This is a genomic window from Corallibacter sp. (assembly GCF_048381695.1).
Taxonomy (GTDB): Bacteria; Bacteroidota; Bacteroidia; order Flavobacteriales; family Flavobacteriaceae; genus Corallibacter; species Corallibacter vietnamensis.
This window is the reverse complement of the sequence record NZ_JBLXHI010000002.1, coordinates 284,805-307,805: the sequence shown is the minus strand read 5'-3', so window position 1 is coordinate 307,805 and position 23,001 is coordinate 284,805. Positions and strand designations below refer to the sequence as shown.

Below are 23,001 nucleotides of genomic sequence, written 5' to 3'. Positions count from 1 at the left end.
TTTTAGATTGGTTTAGTTAAATGTTTACCTAAAAACGTTTCGGGTTATCAATTAATTGTGTAGTTCTGTAAAATATTTGTAGAACAGTGGTATGGTTTCAATGCCCTTTAAATAGTTCCAAACACCAAAATGTTCATTTGGAGAGTGAATAGCATCACTATCTAGACCAAAGCCCATTAAAATTGTTTTGCTTTTTAATTCTTGTTCAAATAATGATACAATTGGAATACTGCCACCGCTTCGTTGCGGAATTGGTGTTTTTCCAAAAGTGTCAGCATATGCTTTGCTAGCGGCTTGATAACCAACGCTGTCAATTGGAGTTACATAGCCTTGTCCTCCATGATGCGGATTTACTTTTACGGTAACACCATCTGGAGCAATACTTTCAAAATGTGTTTTAAAAAGCTGTGTAATCTCTTTCCAGTCTTGGTTAGGTACCAATCGCATAGAAATTTTTGCATAAGCTTTACTTGCAATGACAGTTTTTGCACCTTCACCGATATAGCCGCCCCAAATACCGTTAACATCAAGTGTAGGACGAATGGAGTTGCGCTCATTTGTAGAGTAACCAGCTTCACCGTAAACAGCATTAATGTCTAATGCCTTTTTATAGTTTTCTAAACTGAAAGGTGCTTTTGCCATTTCAGCGCGTTCTTCTGTTAATAATTCTTCAACCTTATCATAAAACCCAGGAATTGTAATATGGTTGTTCTCATCATGAAGAGATGCAATCATTTTAGTTAATACATTTATAGGATTTGCTACAGCGCCTCCGTATAAACCTGAATGTAAATCACGATTTGGACCTGTTACTTCAACTTCAACATAACTTAAGCCTCTTAAACCAGTAGTAATAGAAGGAACATCTTTTGCTATCATTCCTGTGTCAGAAATTAAAATGACATCATTTTTAAGTTTCTCGCGATTTTCCTTTACAAAATCAGCAAGGCTTTCGCTACCAACTTCTTCTTCACCTTCTATCATGAATTTTACATTACAAGGCAACTGATTTGTAGAAGTCATAAACTCCATTGCTTTTACGTGCATATACATTTGACCTTTGTCATCACATGCGCCGCGAGCAAAGATAGCGCCTTCAGGATGCAATTCAGTTTCTTTTATAACAGGTTCAAAAGGTGGAGAGTTCCATAAGTTTAACGGATCAGGTGGTTGCACATCATAATGACCATAAACTAGAACTGTTGGTAAGTTTTTATCAATGATTTTTTCTCCAAAAACAATAGGATAGCCTTTTGTTTGACAAATTTCTACAGAATCGCAACCAGCTTTTTCTAATTGGTTTTTAACAGCTTCAGCTGTTTTTAAAACGTCATTTTTGTAAGCGGAATCAGCGCTAATTGACGGTATTTTAAGGAGTTCTATGAGTTCGTTTAAAAAGCGATCCTTATGTTCCTGCACATAAGATTGTATGTTTTTCATAAGTTATTTTTTGCGTTTGAATCAAAAATACGAAAAGAAGAAAGATTTTTATAAAAATAAGCGTTTGTATATTAAAACAAATTTTTATATTTGCACACCTTATTGCGGGCGTGGTGGAATTGGTAGACACGCTAGACTTAGGATCTAGTGCCGCGAGGTGTGAGAGTTCGAGTCTCTCCGCCCGCACAATAAGCAAAAAAGCCTCTCATTATTGAGAGGCTTTTTTTATTTTAAAAAGGTTGTAAACTATTTGTCAGATTTCAATTTTAGTTTTCCTTTTTTAAGTCCTTTACCAGTAACGGTTAATTCTATATCGCCTGCGTCTTCGGTAGATTGAACTAATACTACCAATTTACCACTGAATAATTTCATAGTTGGTAAGTGAAATAATTCAAGTGATGTGGCGTCGCCATTACAAGCAGCTCTGTAAGTGCCATTACCTTTAACTTTAAAGTTAAGTTGATTGGTTGCTGTTGGGCAAGGAATACCATTTTTATCAACAACAGAAACCGTTACAAAAGCCAAATCTTCGCCATTTGCTTTTATGGTTTTTACGTCAGAATCAAGTACAAGTTGATATGGTTTGCCTGCAGTTTTAATTTCTTTTTCTGCTGCCGGATTACCGTTGTCATCAAGTGCAACGACTTTTAATGTACCTGGCTCGTATTTTACATCCATCCACATTAAGCGATAACGATTTTGCTTGGTGTCTTTGTTTTTATTTTGAATACCTAAACTTTTTCCGTTTAAGAACAGTTCTGCACTATCATAACTTGTGTACACAAAAACAGGTGTGGTTTCGCCTTTGCGACCTTTCCAATTCCAATGTGGCAAAATATGAAGTGTTTCATCGGTTGTGTTCCAACGGCTTCGGTATAAATAATATCGGTCTTTTGGTAAACCAGCCAAATCATTTATGCCGAAATACGAACTGCGAGAAGGCCAAGCTTCATCATAAGGTGTAGGTTCTCCTAAATAATCAAAACCAGTCCAAACAAATTCGCCAATAACCCAAGGTTTATCATCTTGTAAAACAAAATCATCATCAGGAAGATTAGACCAGCTGCAATATTCTAAATCGTAAGAAGAAGACTGAAAATCTGGATAAGTTTTCATACTAGCTATCTCTACAGGAAACTTATAAATTCCACGAGAACTCACAGTTGAAGCTGTCTCGGAACCTAAAAGAAACCCTTGCGGAAAACGTTCATAAGCTTCTTCATAAAGATGCACACGATAGTTTAAACCGGGAACATCCATAATAGCGCCAAAGCCAGATTCCATAACGGCTTTTACTTGGTCCATACCAACCGTTACAGGTCGTGTTGGGTCTTCTCTGTGGAAAATATCTTGCAACCATTTAGCACGTTTTACACCTTCGCTACCCCATTGGTCTGGTACTTCGTTGCCAGAACTCCACATGACAATACTTGGATGATTTCTGGTTGCTCTTACCAGATTTACAACATCTTTTTCGGCATATTCATCAAAAAAGCGATTGTAACCATTTTCAACTTTTGGTTTTTTCCATTCGTCAAAACTTTCAGCTAAAAATAGAAATCCCATTTCATCACAAAGCTCTAATTGCTCAAAAGATGGCATATTGTGTGCGCTTCTAATAGCATTACAACCCATATCTTTTAAGATTTTGAGTTGACGTCTCAAGGCAGACATATTCACTGCAGTACCAATAGGACCTAAATCGTGATGCAAACAAACACCTTTAAATTTTCGGGTTTCGCCATTAAGACTAAAACCAGTTTTTGGACTGTAATCTATGGTTCTAATACCAAAGCGTTGCGTTATTTCGTCTTTAAGAACGTTGCCTTTATAAAGCTTTAAAACTGCCGTGTATAAATATGGTGTTTCAGGACTCCAAAGTTGAGGTTGGCTAACTTTTATGTTTTGTTCAAACTCATCATTGATAATGGTTGAGGTTTCTTTGGAAGTAATTTTGTTTCCATTAGCATCAAAAATTTCGGTTACTAATTTTAAGTCAGTTCCAGAAGCTTTAGTTTTAATGTTGACTTTAGCTTCATCTTTAGTAATTGAAGGTGTAGTGATGAAGGTTGACCAATGATTAAAACTTTCTTTGTCTTTTACAATAAGTCTTACATTTCTATACAAACCAGCACCAGGATACCATCTAGACGATTTGCCGACATTAGTGAGTTTTACAGCTAAAGTATTTTCAGATGTATCATTAATGTATTCTGAAACATCAAAATAAAAATAGCTGTAACCATATTTCCATTCGCCAACTTTTTTGCCATTCAAAAAGATTTCTGGTTCGCTCATTGCACCTTCAAAAAGTAATAATACCTTTTTAGAGTCGTCAAAATTTTCAAGTGAAAATGTATTTCTGTACCAAGCTTCTCCGATATATGGTAAAGCGCCAGTTCTGCCTGTTTTTTCTGTGGCAATGTTTTCGCCATTTTGGGTAATGGCAACGGTTTGCTTGTCAACTTCTTTGTCAAAAGGACCATAAATTGCCCAATCATGTGGAACGGTTATAGTTTCCCATTTGGAATCATTAAAGTCTATTTTGGTGGCATTAGGATGTTGTCCTTTGTTGAATTTCCATCCTTTTTTTAGCGTGATGACTTCTCTGGTTTGAGAAAAGGATTTGCTGAAACAACATAAAAATAATGCAATGAAAATGTATAGGTTAAGATTTCTCATGAAAGTGTTTTAAAAAGAACCGTTATAAAATTGCATTCCTAAAGTTGCTTTAAAATCAAAATCAAATAAAGCAGCATTTTCCCAGGCAGAACCTTGGCAACCATTTGATGTTGCAGAAATCCAAGCTGGTTCCCAGTAAACAATACCTTTTCCACCGGAACTTTCAACAATGCTTTTAAGTTGATTTAAGTAATTTAATTGCCCTTGCTGTGTAGCTTCATAGCCGTTAACTAATGCGTTTTCACCTAGAATATTATTGTTAGAATCAGCATAATCTAAAGTAAAAGGATAAGCTGTTTCTACAATCATTAGTTGCTTGTTATAGGTGTTTATTAAAGTGCTTAAAGCTGAACCAAGGTTGTTTAGGTTGTATTCTGACCAAATAGGGTAGTAAGAAAGTCCAATCCAATCAAAGTCAGTAACGCCATTTTCAGTTGCTTGCTCAAACCACCAAAGTCCGTTTTCAGGTTGCGCAATGTGTAACATAACTTCTATTTCTTTGTTTTTTTCTTCAGAAATATCTCTTACAGCTTGTATACCTTTGTTTATTAGGTGTGAGTTTCTAGACCAATCTATAGGCCAAACAAGATCACCTTGTTGTAAAATCATACCATTTATTTCGTTTCCAACTTGAACCATGTCTGGAAGTAGGTTTAAACTAGCTAAATTGTTAAGGGTGTTATATGTGTAATCGTAAAGTAATTGTCCTAAAGCTTCAGTATTGTTGATTTCGCTAGCCCATGCAGCAGGTATTTCTTGCGAGTCAGGATCTGCCCAAGTATCAGAATAATGAAAATCTAATAATACTTTCATGTTATTTGATTTTGCTCTTTGTATAGTAAGTTTTACATCATCATAATTAGAATAATTTGTCCATGTTGGGTTATGCCATAGTCTAACACGAACTAGATTTGCACCTGAATTACTAAATATTGCAAAAGGATCTTCTGTTTGATTGTTTTCGTTTTTATAAGTGATACCGCAATCTTCCATCTGGTTTACATAAGATAAATCTGCACCATAGAAGAATGGAATTTCTTCTGGTTCCGGATCTGGGTTTGAACCAGAATCTGGGATGTTATTTATTGGGTTGGAATCATCACTTGATGAACAAGCATAGAATAACGTAATTGCTATTAAACATGCTATTGGTTTGAAATTTAGATATTTCATAATATTTAGGCCTTGAAAATTTTATATTGATTTAAACAACGTATGTTTTTTGCTAAATTATAAATTTTTTTCAAAAACCCAACCAGTACCTACCAGTTTTTATTTATATTTGTTGCATGAGTTTAATAACAATAGAAGATACTATAGGGATTCCTAAATACAAGCAAATTGTATTGTCTGTAGAAAAAGGATTAACCGATGGGTCATTAAAAAAAGGCGATAAATTGCCTTCTATAAATAGTGTTAGAGATAGGTTTTTGCTGTCTCGAGATACGGTTATGATGGCTTTTAATGAGCTTAAAATGCGTGGTATTGTTGAGTCTATTTCAGGAAAGGGTTATTATATAAAAAGTGAAGATATAGCAGTTACACAAAAAGTGTTTTTGTTATTTGATGAGTTAAATGCTTTTAAAGAAGATTTATATAATGCGTTTTTGAATAGTTTAGATGACGGAATTCAAGTAGACATATTTTTTCACCATTTTAGTTATGATGTTTTTAAAAAGCATATCTATGATAGCATAGGTAATTATAACTATTATGTGATAATGCCTGCTAACTTAACAGAAACTGAACTTGTAATAGATAAGCTTCCAGAAGATAAAGTGTTTATTTTAGATCAAACACATGAGGCTTTAAAACAATACCCATCTATACATCAAAACTTTGAAGATGATATTTATAAAAGTTTAAATCAATCTTTAGATCTTCTTAAAAAATATCAAAAAATAGTGCTGCTATTTCCAGATAAAAAACAACCATTAGGAATGCTAAAGGGATTTCAAAAATTCAGAAAATCTACAAGCTTTCCTCAAGAAGTTATTAATTCATTAGAAAATAGAACGCTAAAAAAAGGAGAGGTTTATTTGATATTAGATGATAGAGACTTAATTGTACTTATAAAAAAAATAAAGGAGCAGCAATTAGAGATAGGAAAAGACATAGGTGTTATTTCTTATAATGAAACATTACTAAAAGAGATTGTAGAAGGTGGTATAACAACTATATCTACAGATTTTAAAGCAATGGGAAAACGTTTAGCAACTATGATTGCAAACAATGAACGATCTCAAATTGAAAATCCCAATGCGCTAATTATAAGAAACTCCCTTTAAGTTTAAGAAATGGCTGTAAAACAGAAACAGAAAGAACAATTAGATACTATTGTTAAGTTGGGTAATTTAGACAATACGTATGCAAAAATTAACCTTACACAAGGAGGTGCAATACAATCGCTGGTTTATGGAAATAAAATTATTATTGATGAAAACCAAAGCTATCCTTATGCATCATCGCTATTATTTCCTTTTGCAAATAGGGTTGAGAAAGCAAAATATACTTTCAATAAAACCTCATATGAATTAGAAACAAGTGCTGTTGACAATGTAAACGCAATTCATGGATTAATTTATAACAAAACATTTCAGGTTTTAGATAAAAATGAATCTTCGGTAAAACTTGTCTTTAATCAAACAGAAAAACACAAAGGATATCCCTTTTTATATCAAATATTACTTACCTATACATTAAAAAGTAATGGGTTAGAGTTACAGATGGATATAAAAAATTTAGATAGCCAATCAATACCTTTTAGTTTAGGTTGGCATCCATATTTTAATACAAGTAATTTACAGGAAAGTTTCTTGATTATGGATACATCAAAACGCTTTTTAGTGAATGAAATAATGATACCTACGGAGCAAGAAGATATTCAATGGAGTAACACCAATGTAATAGGAGATAAAAGTTATGACGATTGTTTTGAGTTAAATACCAATCAAGTCATTTTAAAAACACCGGACTATCAGTTGAAACTGACATCGCAACCTAAAGCAGACTATTTGCAGGTATATACGCCAAACGATAGAAATTCTATTGCGATAGAACCACAAACAGCACCAGCAAATAGCTTTAATAGTCAAATAGGTCTTCAGGTAATAGAACCAAATGCAACATATACTCAAAAATGGTTAATAGAAATTAAATAACAGTTAATGAATCCCAATTTAAAAAGATATATAAACACCCAGTACCAAGAGAAATTTAATGAAAAGCCAATCATAGTGTGTTCTCCTGGAAGAATTAACTTAATAGGAGAGCATACAGATTACAATGAAGGTTTTGTGTTTCCTGCTGCTATTGACAAAGGAATTGTTACAGCTATAGAAAAGAGTCAAACAGAATTATGCACCATTTATGCAAGTGATTTAGATGAGATATTATCATTTTCATTAGGCGACGTGCAGCCAATTCCTAATGGCAATTGGCGAAATTTTATTTTAGGCGTTGTGGGAGAACTTCAAAAACTACATATTGAAGTAAAACCATTTAACATGGTATTTGGCGGTGATTTACCTAAAGGTGCTGGATTATCTTCATCTGCTGCATTAGAGAATAGTATTGTTTACGGATTGAATACATTATTCAATTTAAAACTTTCAAAATCTCAAATGATTTTAATATCTCAAAAGGCAGAACATAATTATGTAGGAGTTCGTTGTGGAATTATGGACCAATACGCAAGTATGTTTGGTGAAGAGGATCATGCTTTATTATTGGATTGTAGATCTCAAAAAGCAACATCTTACAAGATAGATTTTAAAGATTACGAACTTATGCTTATTAATTCTAATGTAAGTCATAATCTAGTTGATGCTGAATATAATGACAGGCGCCTTGTTTGTGAACATGTAGCCAAGTTACTCAATGTACCTTTTTTAAGAGATGTAAATGAAGACATGCTTTTGCAAGTGAAATCGCAGTTGTCAGAATCAGATTATCAAAAAGCACTGTATGTGGTTCAGGAAAATCAGCGTGTAATAGAATCAGGAAAAGCATTAGAAAATAACGATTTACAAGCATTAGGAGGTTTGCTTTATGAAGCTCACCATGGCGCGCAATATCAGTTTAAAATAAGTTGTAAAGAGCTTGATTTTTTAGTAGAAGAAACAAAAAAGCATCCTGAAATATTGGGAGCAAGAATGATGGGAGGCGGCTTTGGTGGTTGTACCATAAATATCATAAAAAAATCGGCAGTAACTGATTATTCTAATCACATATCAAAAACATATCAAGATACTTTTGGCATTAACTGTACTATTCATACAGTAAAACTTTCTCAAGGTACCCACATTATAGAACTATAATTATTATGGAAACAGACATTCAAAATTATTCACATAAACGATACAATCCCTTAACAGGTGAATGGGTTTTAGTATCTCCTCACAGAGCAAAACGTCCTTGGCAAGGACAGGAAGAAGAAGCGGTTAGTCAAGAACGACCAAAACATGATGAAACCTGTTATTTATGTGCTGGGAATAAAAGAGCTAATGGAGAAGTAAATCCTAATTACGAAGATGTTTTTGTGTTTGTAAATGATTTTTCGGCGCTACAAAAAGATTCTAAAACATTTAATATAAACGAAGGCTTACTAAAAGCTGAAAGCGAGCAAGGCATTTGTAAGGTTATTTGTTTTAGCCCTGATCATTCTAAAAGTTTAGCACAAATGACAGTTAAAGGTATTCAAAAAGTCATTCAAGTATGGCAAAATGAGTTTATCACTTTAAGTAAACAAGAAACTATAGAGTATGTGCAAATTTTTGAAAACAAAGGCGCTGTAATGGGATGTAGTAATCCACATCCTCATGGTCAAATTTGGAGTCAATCTTCATTGCCAAATGAGGTTCTAAAAAAAGACAAACAACAATTAGCATATTACAAGCAGCAAGAAAAAACACTACTTCAAGATTATTTAAAGCAAGAGCTAAAACTTAAAGAGCGTATTGTTTTTGAAAACAGAGCTTTTGTAGTTTTAATTCCTTTTTGGGCTGTTTGGCCTTATGAAGCAATGATTGTTCCTAAAACACCACAACGTGATATTTCAGAATTACCAGCTGAAGAAACCATTTTATTTGCCGAAGCTATTTCTGTATTAACAAAAGTATATGACAAACTTTTTAATACATCATTCCCTTATTCTAGTGGTATTCATCAAGCGCCAACAATCAAAAAAAATAATGACCATTGGCATTGGCATATGAGTTTTTATCCGCCATTATTACGCAGTGCAACAGTAAAGAAATTTATGGTAGGCTATGAAATGTTTGGTATGGCACAACGAGACATTACCGCTGAAACTGCTGCTCAAACATTAAAACATTTAGCAGATAATTTATACACAACAAAATACGCCTAATTATGAAAATTAAAAATTGCCTGTTTTTACTTATTTGTTTTATCTCTTTCTCTTTAGGTTTTAGTCAAGACAAATCATTAAAAGGAAATGTTATCATTGATGATAGTGGTGTTATGCGTTGGGAACACTCACAAGAAGAAGTACATGGTTTTGGTGTAAATTATACCGTGCCATTTGCTCATGCTTATCGCACAGCTAAACGATTAGGTGTTGATGTTAAAAAAGCTATTGATAACGATATTTATCATTTTACAAGGTTAGGCTTTGATCTATATCGTATACATGTTTGGGATACCGAAATAAGCGATGTAAACGGTAACCTAATTGTAAATGAACATTTAGATGCTTTTGATTATTTATTAAAAAAACTAAAAGAAAATAATATCAACTTTGTTATTACGCCAATAGCCTTTTGGGGTAACGGTTGGCCAGAACCAGATACAGAAAGTCCTGGGTTTTCTAGCAAATATGGTAAAGCAGACTGCCTAACAAATCCCGAAGCTATTAAAGCCCAACAAAATTATCTTTATCAGTTTATAAACCATGTAAATCCTTATACAGGCATTGCTTATAAAGATGAGCCAAACATTATTGCTTTTGAAGTAAGCAATGAGCCACACCATAAGGGAGAAGCAAAAAATGTTACTGATTTTGTTTCTAAAATGGTTACGGCTATTAAAAAAACAGGGACTAAAAAACCTGTTTTTTATAACATGAGTCATGCTGTACATTTTATGGATGCATACTTTAAAGGAGGTGCGCAAGGCGGAACTTTTCAATGGTACCCAACAGGCCTGGGCTATGGTAAAGAATTGTCAGGAAATTTACTTCCTAATGTTAATGATTATAACATGCCTTTTGACTCTATTATAAAAAAGCATAACGGGGCGAAATTAGTTTATGAGTTTGATGCAGCCGATGTTGGAAAATCTTATATATATCCAGCTATGGCAAGAAGTTTTAGAACAGCAGGAATACAAATAGGTACTCATTTTGCTTACGATCCTACATTTCTGGCACCTTTCAATACCGAGTACAATACGCATTATATGAACTTAAATTATGCACCGCAAAAAGCTTTAAGTTTAAAAATTGCTTCGGAAGTATTTCATGAAATTCCTATGCACTCTCAATACGGAACTTATCCTGAAAACAATGAGTTTGGAAACTTTAAAGTGAATTATGAGCAAGATTTGGCAGAATATAATTCAAAAGACAAGTTTTTTTACACTAATACAACAACATCAACGCCAGTAAATGAAAAACACTTAAAAGAAATAGCAGGTTATGGTAATTCAAAATTAGTGTCTTACAATGGACTTGGTGCATACTTTTTAGACAAAATAGATAAAAACTCATGGCGATTAGAAGTTATGCCAGATGCTATTTGGGTAGATAATTTATTCGGAAAAAATAGTTCTAAAAAAACTGTAGCTGTTATTAATTGGGATATACATACAATGTCTTTAAATATAAAAGATTTAGGTACTAATTTTAATATAGAAGCTATAAACGAAGGCAACACACATAAGGTTAATGTTTCAGAAAATACTTTTATAATAAAACCAGGAACTTATATTGTGAGTAAAAGCGGAGCAAAAAAGCGCTGGTCTAAACAAGATGTTTTTAAAACCAATACGTTAAATGCCTTCTACGCTCCACAAACAACTGTGAGTAAGCCTTGGTTTAATCATGCTTCTATTGAAGAGGTTTCTGAAAATACTCTGCTTAACATCAATTTACAATATGTTGCACCTGAAAAACCAGATTCAGTAAAAATGGTAGGGTATTTAGGGTCTAAGAGATTTACATTAGACATGAATGAAGTTACTCCTTATCAATTTAGTGTAACTATTCCAGCAGAAGCGATTAAAACAGGATATTTGTATTATCATATTCTTGTTGAAACAGGAAATAAAACTGTGACTTATCCTGCCGGAAAAGAAGGAAAGCCAAACGAATGGGATTTTTACGACACAACAAGTTACAAAACAACTGTTGTAGGGAAATCTAACCCAGTTTATTTATTTGAAGCTATAAACGACTCTGATAACCTTGTAAGGCAATGGAAGCCTGGTTTTAAGCTAATGCCAACGCAAAATAATAATGAAGCGGAATATCAAATACATTTAAAAAACCTGTTTGAACCTGATGTAGAAAACCTAAATGCGAAACCAATTTATGATTATACATTTAAGCACTTTGTTTTTGAAAATATTAAAGGAAGAGTTCAAGATTTAAATAATAAGAACACAATTGTTGTAAAAGCAAGATCTTTAAATAACAAAGTATGCAAACTACAAGTAGCTTTAGTACTTAATGATGGATCAGCTTACGGAACTATAATAAATATTACTCCTGAAATTAAAGAACATAAACTTGAGGTTCAAAATTTAAAACCAGTAAAAACAGTGACACTTCCTAGACCTTATCCTAGTTTTTTACCATACAATTTAGAGCATCATATTTCAAGTGATTTTGATATTACAAAGTTAGAAAGTATTCAATTTTCAATAGGCCCAGAAATGTCAAAAGATGAGCAAAAAGACACTTATAGTTTGGGACTTATAAATGTAAGATTAGATTAATAGCAGAGATTTATTTTGAATTAGATCTTTAAACTTAAAAAGGTTCAACATTTGTTGAACCTTTTTTTACCCAGAAAAAATTAATTGGTGTTAAAATCTCTAGCGTTTCACAAGTTTAGTGGTTTTAATTGCTCCTGAGTTGTTTTGAGTTTTTATGATATATATGTTTTTATCAAGGTTACCTCCATTGTTATTAAAAAAAGCAGTATAGTTCGTAGCTCTTTGGAGATATTGAATTGTTGTTTGCCCATAATGTGCTAATGAGACAAAACAACAAACTATGATAAAAAGCTTTTTCATAATTGTTGATTTAGTTAATAATCAGTTTTCTTGTAGTTGCATTATTATTCTCACTTAATTTTACGATGTATAATCCTTGAGTCAGGTTTGATACATTGAATTCATGATTTTTTTCAAAACGACCAGTTTCACTAAAAACTAATTTACCGGTAGTATCAAATATTGAAATTTTATCTAAAGCTCTATTAGCTTTAAAAGTATTTGATGTTGGGTTCGGATAAATTGTTAGTGTTGAAATATTAGTGAAATTTTCTGTAGATAGAGTAGAAGATGCATTACCGTAAATTCTAAACGATCCAGCAGGAATGTTTATGGCAGTACTTGTGTTTGAAACATTAATTGATGTGTTTCCTGTTTCATCCATTAAGTCATACCATGTTCCTGTGTAAGGAAAATCTGGTGTAATATTTTGAGCAGTTATATCAAAATTTGCTAAAATAACAACGTTTTTTAATTCAGTTGATGGTAAAGCATCATTCCAGATATAAATACGTGGCGTTAAATTACCAGAGTTTATGGTGTAGTTTCCTTCAAAAACAGCTTCATTAATTTTTAAATCATTAAGTCTAGCCCAATCATTGTAAATCTGACTTCTGTTAGCATCTTGAGTCCAATTGTTTACCCATTGAGGTTGAGGTTTTGTGTCTAATTTACAATCTCCATCTGTACCACTTGAATCATTTACGCTTCCATCATTACAGGTAAAAATAGAGTTTTCCATCCCTAACTCACCAAAATGCCAAATCATTTTAGGCCCAGGAATAGTTAGCGTCACGGCACCTAAAGCAGACATACGTTGTAAGGCTGTTTCTAGGTTAGTAACATCATAGCTTCCAGAGCTATTACCGTATAGTAAGTTTTTATACATTAAACGTTCTTCATCATGGCTTTCGGCATAACCAACAAGTCTTGGTGCATTAAAACCTCTTGAGTTGTGTCCCATTCTGTTTATGTTTGCTGGATAACCCATAGTAAGTTCGTTATAATCGTGGTTCATAATTCCCCACATCATAATACCTTTACTTACAGCATCATTAATTCTGTAGTTTGCCCATTCTTGCTCTTCAGCATCAGTACCTAAATGTTCAAAAATCACATAGTGTGTTTCGTCTAAACTCCAACTATAATCAGCATAAGATTTTAAAATATCAACACGATCTTGTTGGTATGAATTTGTACAGCCTTCATCGCTTCCAGAACAGTTTTGAGTAAATCCTTTTGTTAAATCCCAACGGAATCCATCAATATTAAACTCTTCTATCCAGTGTTGAACAACTCGCTGAACGTAATATTGAGTCATAGGTTGTTGATGATTGAAATCATTACCAACATTATAGCTGTGTCTTGCTGTTTGGTTAAAATATGGGTTTTCACTACTTGGTCCGCCCCAACCATCACCATCAGGATCATCCATCCACATGCGTACCATTGGATTACGACCAAAAGCATGATTTAATGCAATGTCAAGAATTATAGCAATTCCATTTTGGTGACATACATCAACAAGTTCTTTAAATTTATCTTTTGTTCCATAAAACTTGTCTAAAGCCATATGAAAAGAGGTGTTGTATCCCCAGCTTTCATTACCTTCAAACTCCATTACAGGCATTAGTTGTATGGCGTTAATATTAAGGTCTTTGAAGTAATCTATTCTATCTATTAAATCTTGAAAGTTTCTATCTTCATCAAAATCTCTAATTAAAGCTTCGTAGATAATTAAATCTTCTTTTTTAGGTTTTTCAAAGTTTGTTACTTGCCAGTTATATTCTGATTGACCGGTTTCTAAAACTGTAACCTCTCTTTTTTGTCCTAAAGGATAAGTTGGTAAGTTTGGATATGAAGATGAAGGAATCCAAGGGTCGTCATCAGGGGATAAAACTAATGTAGAAAAAGGATCAGCTGTTTTAACTTCGTTAGGAGAACCATTTACAGGGTTGTTATCATATAGCCAGTATTGATATGTATAAGCTTCACCAGGTGTTAAGTTTGTTAGTTCAAGCCAAAATTTTGAACTTGAAGGGTCTTTTTTCATTAGATAAGAGTCATAAGGATCCCAGTTGTTAAAGCTACCAGCAACATATACAAAGTCTTTATTTGGTGCATTAACTACTAGGGTCGCTTTTGAAGGATCTGTTTCATCATAATTAATCCCATCAACAAGACCAGCAGGTAATGTTTCAAGTGTTAATGAGGCTATAGCAACTTCAAAAGTAGCTTCACCAGACTCTGAAGAACCAACAGGTGTTCCAACAACCCTCATAGTACCTGATTCAGTAATATTGTTTACGGTAGTTCCAAAGTTAGGAAATCCTGTTCCCGTAGCTACGGAGTTATTGTTTAGAAAAACCTCAAAGTTTCCAACCTCTGTGCTTCCACCAGATTGCATGTAAGCATTGATAGATATGTTTCCTCCAGATTCAATAATAACTGTTTCAGACGTAGGGTTACTAATTGTTACAGTAACAACGCCTACATAGTATAGTTCATCTTGAGATTGTTGCGAGCCATCATTACTTTTTATTAACATTCCTATTTGACCAATTCCTGTGTCGTTAAAAAAGGTTGTAGGTGTTAATGTTAATGTGTATGTACCGTCTCCGTTGTTTGTGAATTTTTGTGATTCATTTGAATCTGACCATGAACCATTGTTTGGAGCATCACCAACTTGGTTACCATTAGTGTCAAAATACCAAGCCCATAGATAAATGTCTTCACCATTTGTACTTCCCCAAATACTTGCATCTAAATTTGATATTGATATTGTTATTTCTTCATTTTCTTCAAATGTTGAAGGAGATATATCAAAACTAACATCCGTTTGAGTTTGCGCAGAAAGTGTTAATGCGCAAAAAAAGAATAGAATAGTATGTAGTGTTTGTTTCATAGTGCTTTTTTTAAAAGAAAAAGGCTATGATTATTATTACCATAGCCTTTGTTTATATTAAACCAATTATTGTATAGATATGGTTTTGTTTACAGTATCCATAGTCAAAGTATAGGATCCAGGTGTTCCAACAAATTGGAAATTACTATCACCATCTAAAGCATTAACAAAATTGCTGTCTATTGTATAGCCTTCACCTTCGTAATAAGGGAAGTTTCTTCCAGAACCCCAATCACCTTCAGTTGTAAAAAACCTAAAGGCATCATTAGCAAATGTTACATCAGCCGAATATACTCCAGCACCTATACAAGCTAATTCTACAGGAGAGTCCCAACCCCAACCAGCATCAGGTACACCAGCTCCAACTAGCCATAGTTGGTCAAACTCACAGTTAACTTGAGCTGCATCTAAAACTATTGTTTTATTAACCGTGTCTACGGATAAGAAGTATTCGCCAGTAGTTCCAGTAAAGGCAAAGTTACTATCGCCATCTAAAGCGTTTGTGAAATTTGAATCTATTGTGTAACCTTCACCTTCAAAGTAAGGGAAGTTTTGACCAGATCCCCAGTCGCCTTCAGTAGTGAAAAATCTAAAGTTATTATCTGCACCACCATTGTTTTGAATCGTTACATTTCCAGAATATACTCCAGCTCCTGTACATGGTAGCTGCACAGCAGTTTCCCAGCCCCAACCAGCATCAGGTATACCAGCTCCAACTAACCAAAGTTGGTCAAACTCGCAGTTAGGTCCAATAATAGGAGGTCCTAATGTTATCGTTTTGTTTTCTGTATCTATTTCTAATAGATATTCTCCCTCTGTACCAATAAATTGAAAGTTGCTATCACCGTCTAATGCGTTTACTAAATTAGAATCAATTGTGTAGCCTCTAACTTCATAATAAGGGAAGTTATAGCTTATTGGTCCCCAGTCTTGTTGTGCAAAAAACCTGAAATTACCATCATTATCTGGACTTAATAAAACGTTTCCTGAGTAAACAGCTCCTTGTAGAATAAACTCTTGAGGTGTGTCCCATGCCCATCCAGCATTTGGCATTCCTGCTCCAACTCCATAAATAACAGGAGGTAAAGCGGTTTCATAAGGAGTAACGGTTATTGTTATAAAATCTGATATACGCTCTAAACTATTTGATGTTGTCTCAATAACTGAACGAACTCTTAAGTCTAATTGAGAAGCTGCGTCAGCGTTAAGCCCTAAGTTTAAAGCAGCTTCGTTTAAACTACCGTGAGTTGATTCTAAAACTCTATCTTGGGTGTTGCCAAGTGTTTCAATAGTGACAAAGTTAGAACCAGCTACAGCTATCTCAATATAATAATCAATTTCAGCTGAAGTGTCAACAGAAAAGTCAGGATCATCCCACTCAACAGCTAAAGCATTTTCATTTTCTGTTATATCAGATAAGACAACTTCAAAAGTGCTGTCAGGACTTATTATTACAGGATTTTCTTCTGGATAAGTAACTACATTAAGAGATATAACATTACTTGTTGTTTCCTCTGCTTTAACTCTTACGTAAATAGACGTGTCTTCATAAGCGTTAGGAGCAACTTCAATAAGTGCGTTGTTAAGCTCATTTACAGGCATTGTAAATGTATTTGAAGATGAAGATCCTAATGTGATAGAGGTATCAAAAGATGCCTCTGTAGACATTTCTATAGTATAAGAATCTGCACCAGTAATATCATCAACCCAGACAATGGTAAAAGCAGGGTTGTCAGGGTACTCATAGTTTAACACAATGTTTGATGCATTAGGAGTACTTAACTCAAATTTTTTGGCTTGAGGTACTACCTGTATTGTATCATCATCACTACATCCAAAAGGGATAATAAGTAATAGTGCTAGGCAAATTTTTAATATATGTTTCATTTTTTAAAGTGTTTTAGGGATTAAAATATATTCTCCCGTTAAGTCGTTAAACCAAACTTCGTAGTCATCTTCAACAATTACAGTTATAGAGCCACCACCTAGTGTAGTTTGTCCTGAAAATTCAGTGTCACTTCCCCAAGTATCAGAGCCATTAATTACAAATTGTAATTCACCTGGAACTAAAATAACGCTTCCTAAAAACCATATGTGATTGTCAAAAGTTGTACCGCCTATACCATATTGTTGTAGCGATGTTTCTGTACTTCCATTAGGAGTAGCAGAACCAGTTATTCCTACAGAAGATAGTGTTGGAGAAGTGCTTTCGTCATAAGGTTCTAAAGTGTAGCTTAACTCGCTTAAGTCAGCGCTAAATCTGTAATATCCAGCAGTAGCTATTTCAATAGGAGAAGGATCTGCGTCATCTTCAGTTGGTCTTGCAATCAAGTTGTTGCTAGTATCTCCACCGTATTGTGGAGCCCAAGACCCTTTGTTTTCAATGATTTTAAGCTGATCTGCATTAAAATATCCTGTGTAAGTATATTTGTTTTCATTTGATTCATCTCTAAACATTGCTGCGTTTGAGTTGTCGTTATTCCAACCAGCTGCACATGCAGGACCTACTAAATATACATCTTTAAAAGGATAGTTATAATAAGATTTTACCGAAAGAGTAATAGTGTTTGAAAAATCTTCTAAAGTATTTTGGGAGCCTAATGCAGATTTTACCCTAACATATAAAGGGTAAAATTCAAAAGGAGCAATACCAGAACCAGCAGCTATAGAATTAAGTTCTCTAACATTCCAAGAAATTGAGTTTTCTGTAGATGAACCAGCATTGTAAGGGTTTGTAAAAGCTTCGTCAGCTGAAGCTTCAACAGTATATCTGACTGCTGTAGGAACTCCGTAGTTAGCATCACTCCATGTAATTGTAATAGCTGGGTTATCAGGGTTTGTATCATCTAATTCTATAGTGCTTATATCTGCATCTAACAGAATAGAACTTGAGACATTAGAGGCTGTAAAATCCTGATCGTCATTTTCACATGAGTATAGGCAAATGATTGAAAAAATCAAAAAACCTAATATTTTAGTTGTTTTTATCATGATTTTTAATTTTTAATACCCTGGGTTTTGAGCAAGGTTAGGATTTGTTGATATTGAATTGCTAGGTATAGGGAAAACATTTCTAAAGTTACTTACAGAAGCACCATTAGGTTGGTTTCCTTTAAAAGGCCATACATAGTTTCCGGTAGTAAAATAGTTATAGCGTACTAAATCTGTACGTCTTTGTCCTTCCCAATATAATTCTCTTGAGCGTTCATCTAATACAAAATCTAAATCTAAAGCAGATGTAGAAATGTTTCCTGAATTGTCACCATAAGCTCTTACTCTCAATTCGTTAATAAGGTTTACGGCAGTGCCTAAATCTCCGTTGCCACCTCTTAATGTAGCTTCAGCATAGTTTAGGTAAATTTCAGCTAAACGAATTATAGGTAAATCAGTATCTGCAAATTCACCATTTGCATCATTACCTTGTGCACCTGTTGATGTTATATTTTTGTATTTAGTAATTGTATAACCTTCTTCAAAAGCTGAAATGTTTTGTATTTCTAAACTTTGTCCGTTAGTGTAAAACATACCTCTTTGATCATTGGTATCAAACTTATTTACTAAGGCAGAAGTGGTTCTGTTTCCTCCCCAACCACCGTTTACTCCAAAGGCAGAAGCATCCATAGTGCCTCCTATAGCGGCATGAATTAAGAAGGTAGATCCTCCGTAAGTTTGTGACTGTACTCCGTCAAAACTTAAAACAAAAATGAATTCATTTTGAGCTCCGTTAGAATTGTTATCTGCAAGGAAAAGCTCATCGTATGAAGTGCCATTGTTGTTTGCATCATTCATGTTTATAGAGTATGATGAGTTTATTACATTGTTAGAATAAATAACACAATCATCATATCTTTGAGTCCCTGTCCAAGTTTCGGCATTTAAGTAAAGTCTAGATAACAACGCCCAAGCAGCAACTTTGTCAACTCTTCCGTATTCGTTGTTGTCTGGTAAAGTGTTTTCTATTTCTAATAATTCAGCTTCAACAAAGTCAAAAATTTCTTGTCTAGAACTCTGTGTTGGTAGCTCTGTACTAATTTTAGTAACTAGAGGAACATTTGCGTAAAAATCCATAAGGTTATAGTAAGCAAAAGCTCTTAAAAATCTTGCTTCAGCCAAGAAATCCTGAATAGCAGGATCGCTTATTGCTGCTGCTTTGCTAATGAAAGAGTTACAAAATGATACTTCTTGAGCTAAACGCACATACATAGCTTGAGAGAAGTCGTTTCCAGATGTCCAATACATACCGTGTAAATCTGGTAATCCAGGATCTCCCCAACCGCATACAGCGTGATCTGTTGTTAACTCGTTTAAGTTAAACAGCATACGTGTAAACTGTGAAGCTCCTTCATCAATGTCAGCAATATCTGCTTGTCCTGTGGTAGCCTGCCCTGTAAGAGTTAAACTGGCATATAATTTAGCTAACGCACCTTTTGCTTCAGTGGCGTTAGAGAAAACATCTTCTTCGGTAAAGCTATCCGGATCAATTGGAGATTGATCTAAGTCATCATGACAAGCACTAACGAGCAAAGAAAATGTTACGGGTGCAATTAAAATTTTAAATATTTTTTTCATAATTCTTTTTTTTAAAAATCAACATTAAATCCAAGCATGAATGATCTTGGTCTTGGATAGAAACTGTTATCAATTCCTCCAGTTATTTCAGGATCTAATCCATCATAATCTGTAAAAGTAGCTACGTTTTGTACTGAACCATAAACTCTAATGTTACTATCTTTAATAGCATTATCAAAAGTATAGCCAAGCGTAATATTATCTATTTTTAAGAATGATGCTTCCTGAATCCAGTGACTGCTTAAAAAGTTTTGATCTGTTTGTTCTACAAACCCAGTTTCTAAATAATCAGAATGTATGTTCCATAAGAAATTATTTGTTGTTGGAATAACACCATTTAAGTATGAGTTTCCTGAAGCCACATTGTTGTATGCATAGTTACCAATGTTAGCTCTTGTTTGTATTGAGAAATCCCACTTTTTATAGTTTAAGTTAGTGTTTAGACCCATGATCACATCAGCATAAGGGTCTTTATATATGTAACGGTCATCATCATTTATAATGTTATCACCATTTCTATCAACAAAGGCACCTTCTATAGGGCGTCCGTTAACGTCATAAACTTGTTCAAACACATAGTAGCTATAAGGAGCTTCTCCTTCTTTGTGTATTTGAATAGTGTTTCCGGTTCCTCCACTAATTCCACCTGTATCTTGATCAAAAGGTAGATTGGTGATTTCGTTGTCATTAAGCGATATGTTATAGCTTATAGACCATTCTAAATCTTCAGTACGAACAGGAACTAAATTAAGTACAAATTCAAGACCTTTATTTTCCATGTCACCAATGTTTTTAGATATTCTACTTCCAAAATTAGTAAAAGGATCAACAAAGGCAGAAGCAATTAAGTCTTCAGTTGTTTTCTTGTAAGCATTAATAGAACCAGATATTCTACTGTTGAATAAAGAGTAATCAAGACCAACGTTTATTGTTTTTCCTACTTCCCAACGTAAATCATCATTTGTAGGTTCTGGTCTGTATGTTTGATAAAACGCAGGCAAGTTATTAGCTCCGTTTCCAAACTGGTAATTTGCTGATGATTGACTTCGAGTATAACGAGTTAAGAATAAATAATCAGAAAGGCCATTAACGTTTGCTATTTCTCCATATCCTACACGTAATTTTAAGTCGTTAATAGTGTTTGAGTTTTCTAAAAAAGACTCATTACTAATATTCCAAGCTAATGCAGCAGAAGGGAAGAGTCCCCATCTATCATCTGGGTTTAATTTAGAAGAGGCATCAGCTCTTAAAGAAGCTGTAAGTAAATATTTGCCTTTGTAATCATAGTTTAAACGTCCAAAGTAAGATAATAATACGCTTTTCCATTTGTCTATGAACTCGTAATCTATATTAGCATTAGGATTTCTTTCATCACGTTCTTTGTCTTCACTATTAAAACTATAATTATCACCTTCAAAAGATTGATAAGAATAACCAGCAACAACAGTTAGGTTGTGAGTGTCTTTAAACGAATCATTATACGTTAAATAGGCGTCAAAAAGTTGACTAGTGCTTTCGTTTATGTAGCTAGATCTAGAACCGTTCCAATATTGCCAACCATCATTTGTTAATGATGTTGATAAACTTTGTTGTGTTATGTTTCTACCATGGCTATTAGATTTATCTAAACCAACATTTACTGTTGCAGTAACTTGAGGTAAAAAGTGTAATTTGTAATCTACTTTAGCATTTCCAAAAAGTCTTCTAACTTCAGCCGTGTCATCAACTAAATTTAATTGCGCTAAAGGGTTTTGGTTTGCTAAATTTATTTGACTTAATACTGGTAATCCTGTATTTGGGTCAATTGCGCTAGATAAAGGTTCGTACCAGCCATTATATCCAGCAAATTGAGAAATAACTTGTGGATCGTTACTAAATACAGGTTGAGTTGGATCAAATGTATTAGCTGCTCCAATAGCGCCTCTATTAGCAAAAAAGTTTTCTGTGTAACTTCCTCTTGCATTTAATTCAACTTTTAAGTGATCATCTAAAAAGCTAGGGCTTAAATTTAAAGAAGCCGTTGTTCTAGTAAAATTATCTCTTTTTAATATTCCATCATGGTTAGTATGACCAAGTGAAATTCTTACTGGTAATACACCAAAAGCTCTACCTCTTGCGCTTATGTTGTGGTCTTGCCCAAAAGCAGTTTGGTAAATTTCATCTTGCCAATCTGTATTAGCATTGCCTAATAAAGCAATAGTGTTTGCGTTAGCTCTAGGATGGGTAGTAACTACATTTCTGTAAGCATTTGCATCTAAAACATCAACATAGTCTGTTGGCGTATGAACAGTTGTTGATGAACTAACATTGAATTTAAACTCGTCGCCTTTACCTTTTTTGGTAGTAATCATGATAACACCATTGGCAGCACGAGAACCGTAAATAGAAGTTGCAGAGGCATCTTTAAGCACAGTCATGCTTTCAATATCGTTAGGGTTTATTAAGTTTAAAGGGTTTCTTGTACCTCCAACACTATCTCCCATAGGTACACCATCTACAACAATTAGCGGGTTTGCAGATAAGGTTAAAGATCCTGTACCTCTTATTATAATGTTTTGACCATCACCAGGAGCACCACTACCAGAAGTAACAGATACACCAGCAATTTTTCCTGAAATTAATTGTTGTGCTGAAACTACAGGGCCTTTGTTAAAGTCTTCACTTGTAATTAAATCTACAGCACCAGTAAGGTCTTCTTTTTTCACACTACCATATCCAATAAGGACAACCTCATCAAGTTGTGCAGCATCTTCAACAAGTGTCACATTAAGAGATGATTGTCCTTGATAACTAACTTCTTTCGTTAGGTAACCAACATAAGAAAAGACAATAATATCTCCTTCATTAGCTTCAAGTTGGTAATTCCCATCAAAATCTGTAGCAGTTCCTTGAGATGTCCCTTTTATAATTACGTTAACTCCAGGTAAAGGTAATGATGATTCTTCTGTTACTGTTCCAGAAACTTGATTTTGCGCAATCAAAAATGAGGGCAAAAAGAAGAGTAAAAACAGCAAGCTATTTAACATTGTTTTCATACAATACTTTGAATTAATTTGTTAATTTTTTAGTTATATTCTCACTTCTCGATGTTAAATCTATGTAAAAAATGTGTATCTTTTTTGTATTCCAATAATTGCGACGTTGCGAAAACGTTTTCGTGTTAAAAA

At 33.9% G+C, this 23,001-nt stretch carries 14 protein-coding genes and 1 tRNA gene; 6 read left to right on the top strand and 9 right to left on the bottom strand.

The features are described from left to right. Positions 1–51: 51 nt before the first annotated feature. Entirely contained in the window at positions 52–1,440 is a 1,389-nt protein-coding gene (locus ACN5J3_RS05155) for a dipeptidase (protein WP_418511013.1), read from the bottom strand. A gap of 104 nt (positions 1,441–1,544) precedes the next feature. Here ACN5J3_RS05155 and ACN5J3_RS05150 point away from each other — a divergent pair. Then, positions 1,545–1,626 (top strand) — tRNA-Leu (locus ACN5J3_RS05150). Positions 1,627–1,686: 60 nt separating this feature from the next. Here ACN5J3_RS05150 and ACN5J3_RS05145 read toward each other — a convergent pair. Continuing rightward, positions 1,687–4,122 (bottom strand): DUF4982 domain-containing protein, encoded by a 2,436-nt coding sequence (locus tag ACN5J3_RS05145; protein WP_418511012.1) that lies wholly within the window; start codon positions 4,120–4,122, stop codon positions 1,687–1,689. A gap of 9 nt (positions 4,123–4,131) precedes the next feature. Beyond that, positions 4,132–5,295, bottom strand: a complete 1,164-nt coding sequence (locus ACN5J3_RS05140; RefSeq protein ID WP_418511011.1) for a glycoside hydrolase family 53 protein — start codon at positions 5,293–5,295, stop codon at positions 4,132–4,134. Between the two features lie 116 nt (positions 5,296–5,411). Between ACN5J3_RS05140 and ACN5J3_RS05135 the strand changes: the two genes are divergently transcribed. The 5 genes from ACN5J3_RS05135 to ACN5J3_RS05115 are packed head-to-tail and all read left to right on the top strand — an operon-like array spanning position 5,412 to position 12,081. Continuing rightward, positions 5,412–6,410: a GntR family transcriptional regulator gene (locus tag ACN5J3_RS05135; RefSeq protein ID WP_417290412.1), complete on the top strand. Its 999-nt coding sequence runs from the start codon at positions 5,412–5,414 to the stop codon at positions 6,408–6,410. Between the two features lie 9 nt (positions 6,411–6,419). Further along, positions 6,420–7,283 (top strand): aldose 1-epimerase, encoded by an 864-nt coding sequence (locus ACN5J3_RS05130; protein WP_418511010.1) that lies wholly within the window; start codon positions 6,420–6,422, stop codon positions 7,281–7,283. Positions 7,284–7,289: 6 nt separating this feature from the next. Next, on the top strand, positions 7,290–8,441 hold the full coding sequence (gene galK, locus ACN5J3_RS05125; protein WP_418511009.1) for a galactokinase: 1,152 nt from the start codon (positions 7,290–7,292) through the stop codon (positions 8,439–8,441). Between the two features lie 5 nt (positions 8,442–8,446). After that, positions 8,447–9,493, top strand: coding sequence for a UDP-glucose--hexose-1-phosphate uridylyltransferase (locus tag ACN5J3_RS05120; RefSeq protein ID WP_418508532.1), 1,047 nt, complete (start codon positions 8,447–8,449; stop codon positions 9,491–9,493). Between the two features lie 2 nt (positions 9,494–9,495). Next, complete coding sequence (locus ACN5J3_RS05115; protein WP_418511008.1) at positions 9,496–12,081, top strand: hypothetical protein; 2,586 nt, start codon at positions 9,496–9,498, stop codon at positions 12,079–12,081. A 99-nt stretch (positions 12,082–12,180) separates the two neighbouring features. On the opposite strand, the gene ACN5J3_RS05110 is transcribed toward ACN5J3_RS05115, so the two are convergent. From ACN5J3_RS05110 to ACN5J3_RS05085, 6 genes are all read right to left on the bottom strand, one after another. Beyond that, a complete protein-coding gene (locus ACN5J3_RS05110; protein WP_418511007.1) occupies positions 12,181–12,381 on the bottom strand; it encodes a hypothetical protein in 201 nt (66 codons plus the stop codon). 10 nt (positions 12,382–12,391) lie between these two features. Further along, positions 12,392–15,265 carry an alpha-amylase family glycosyl hydrolase gene (locus ACN5J3_RS05105; protein ID WP_418511006.1) on the bottom strand — a complete coding sequence of 958 codons (2,874 nt, stop codon included), beginning with the start codon at positions 15,263–15,265 and terminating at the stop codon, positions 12,392–12,394. Positions 15,266–15,331: 66 nt separating this feature from the next. Then, positions 15,332–17,152 carry a SusE domain-containing protein gene (locus tag ACN5J3_RS05100; RefSeq protein WP_418511005.1) on the bottom strand — a complete coding sequence of 607 codons (1,821 nt, stop codon included), beginning with the start codon at positions 17,150–17,152 and terminating at the stop codon, positions 15,332–15,334. Positions 17,153–17,155: 3 nt separating this feature from the next. Beyond that, complete coding sequence (locus tag ACN5J3_RS05095) at positions 17,156–18,256, bottom strand: SusE domain-containing protein (RefSeq protein ID WP_418511004.1); 1,101 nt, start codon at positions 18,254–18,256, stop codon at positions 17,156–17,158. 12 nt (positions 18,257–18,268) lie between these two features. Beyond that, the gene (locus tag ACN5J3_RS05090; RefSeq protein ID WP_418511003.1) at positions 18,269–19,834 is read right to left on the bottom strand and encodes a RagB/SusD family nutrient uptake outer membrane protein; all 1,566 of its coding nucleotides are present in this window, start codon (positions 19,832–19,834) and stop codon (positions 18,269–18,271) included. 11 nt (positions 19,835–19,845) lie between these two features. Beyond that, positions 19,846–22,869: a SusC/RagA family TonB-linked outer membrane protein gene (locus tag ACN5J3_RS05085; RefSeq protein WP_418511002.1), complete on the bottom strand. Its 3,024-nt coding sequence runs from the start codon at positions 22,867–22,869 to the stop codon at positions 19,846–19,848. Between the last annotated feature and the right edge of the window lie 132 nt (positions 22,870–23,001).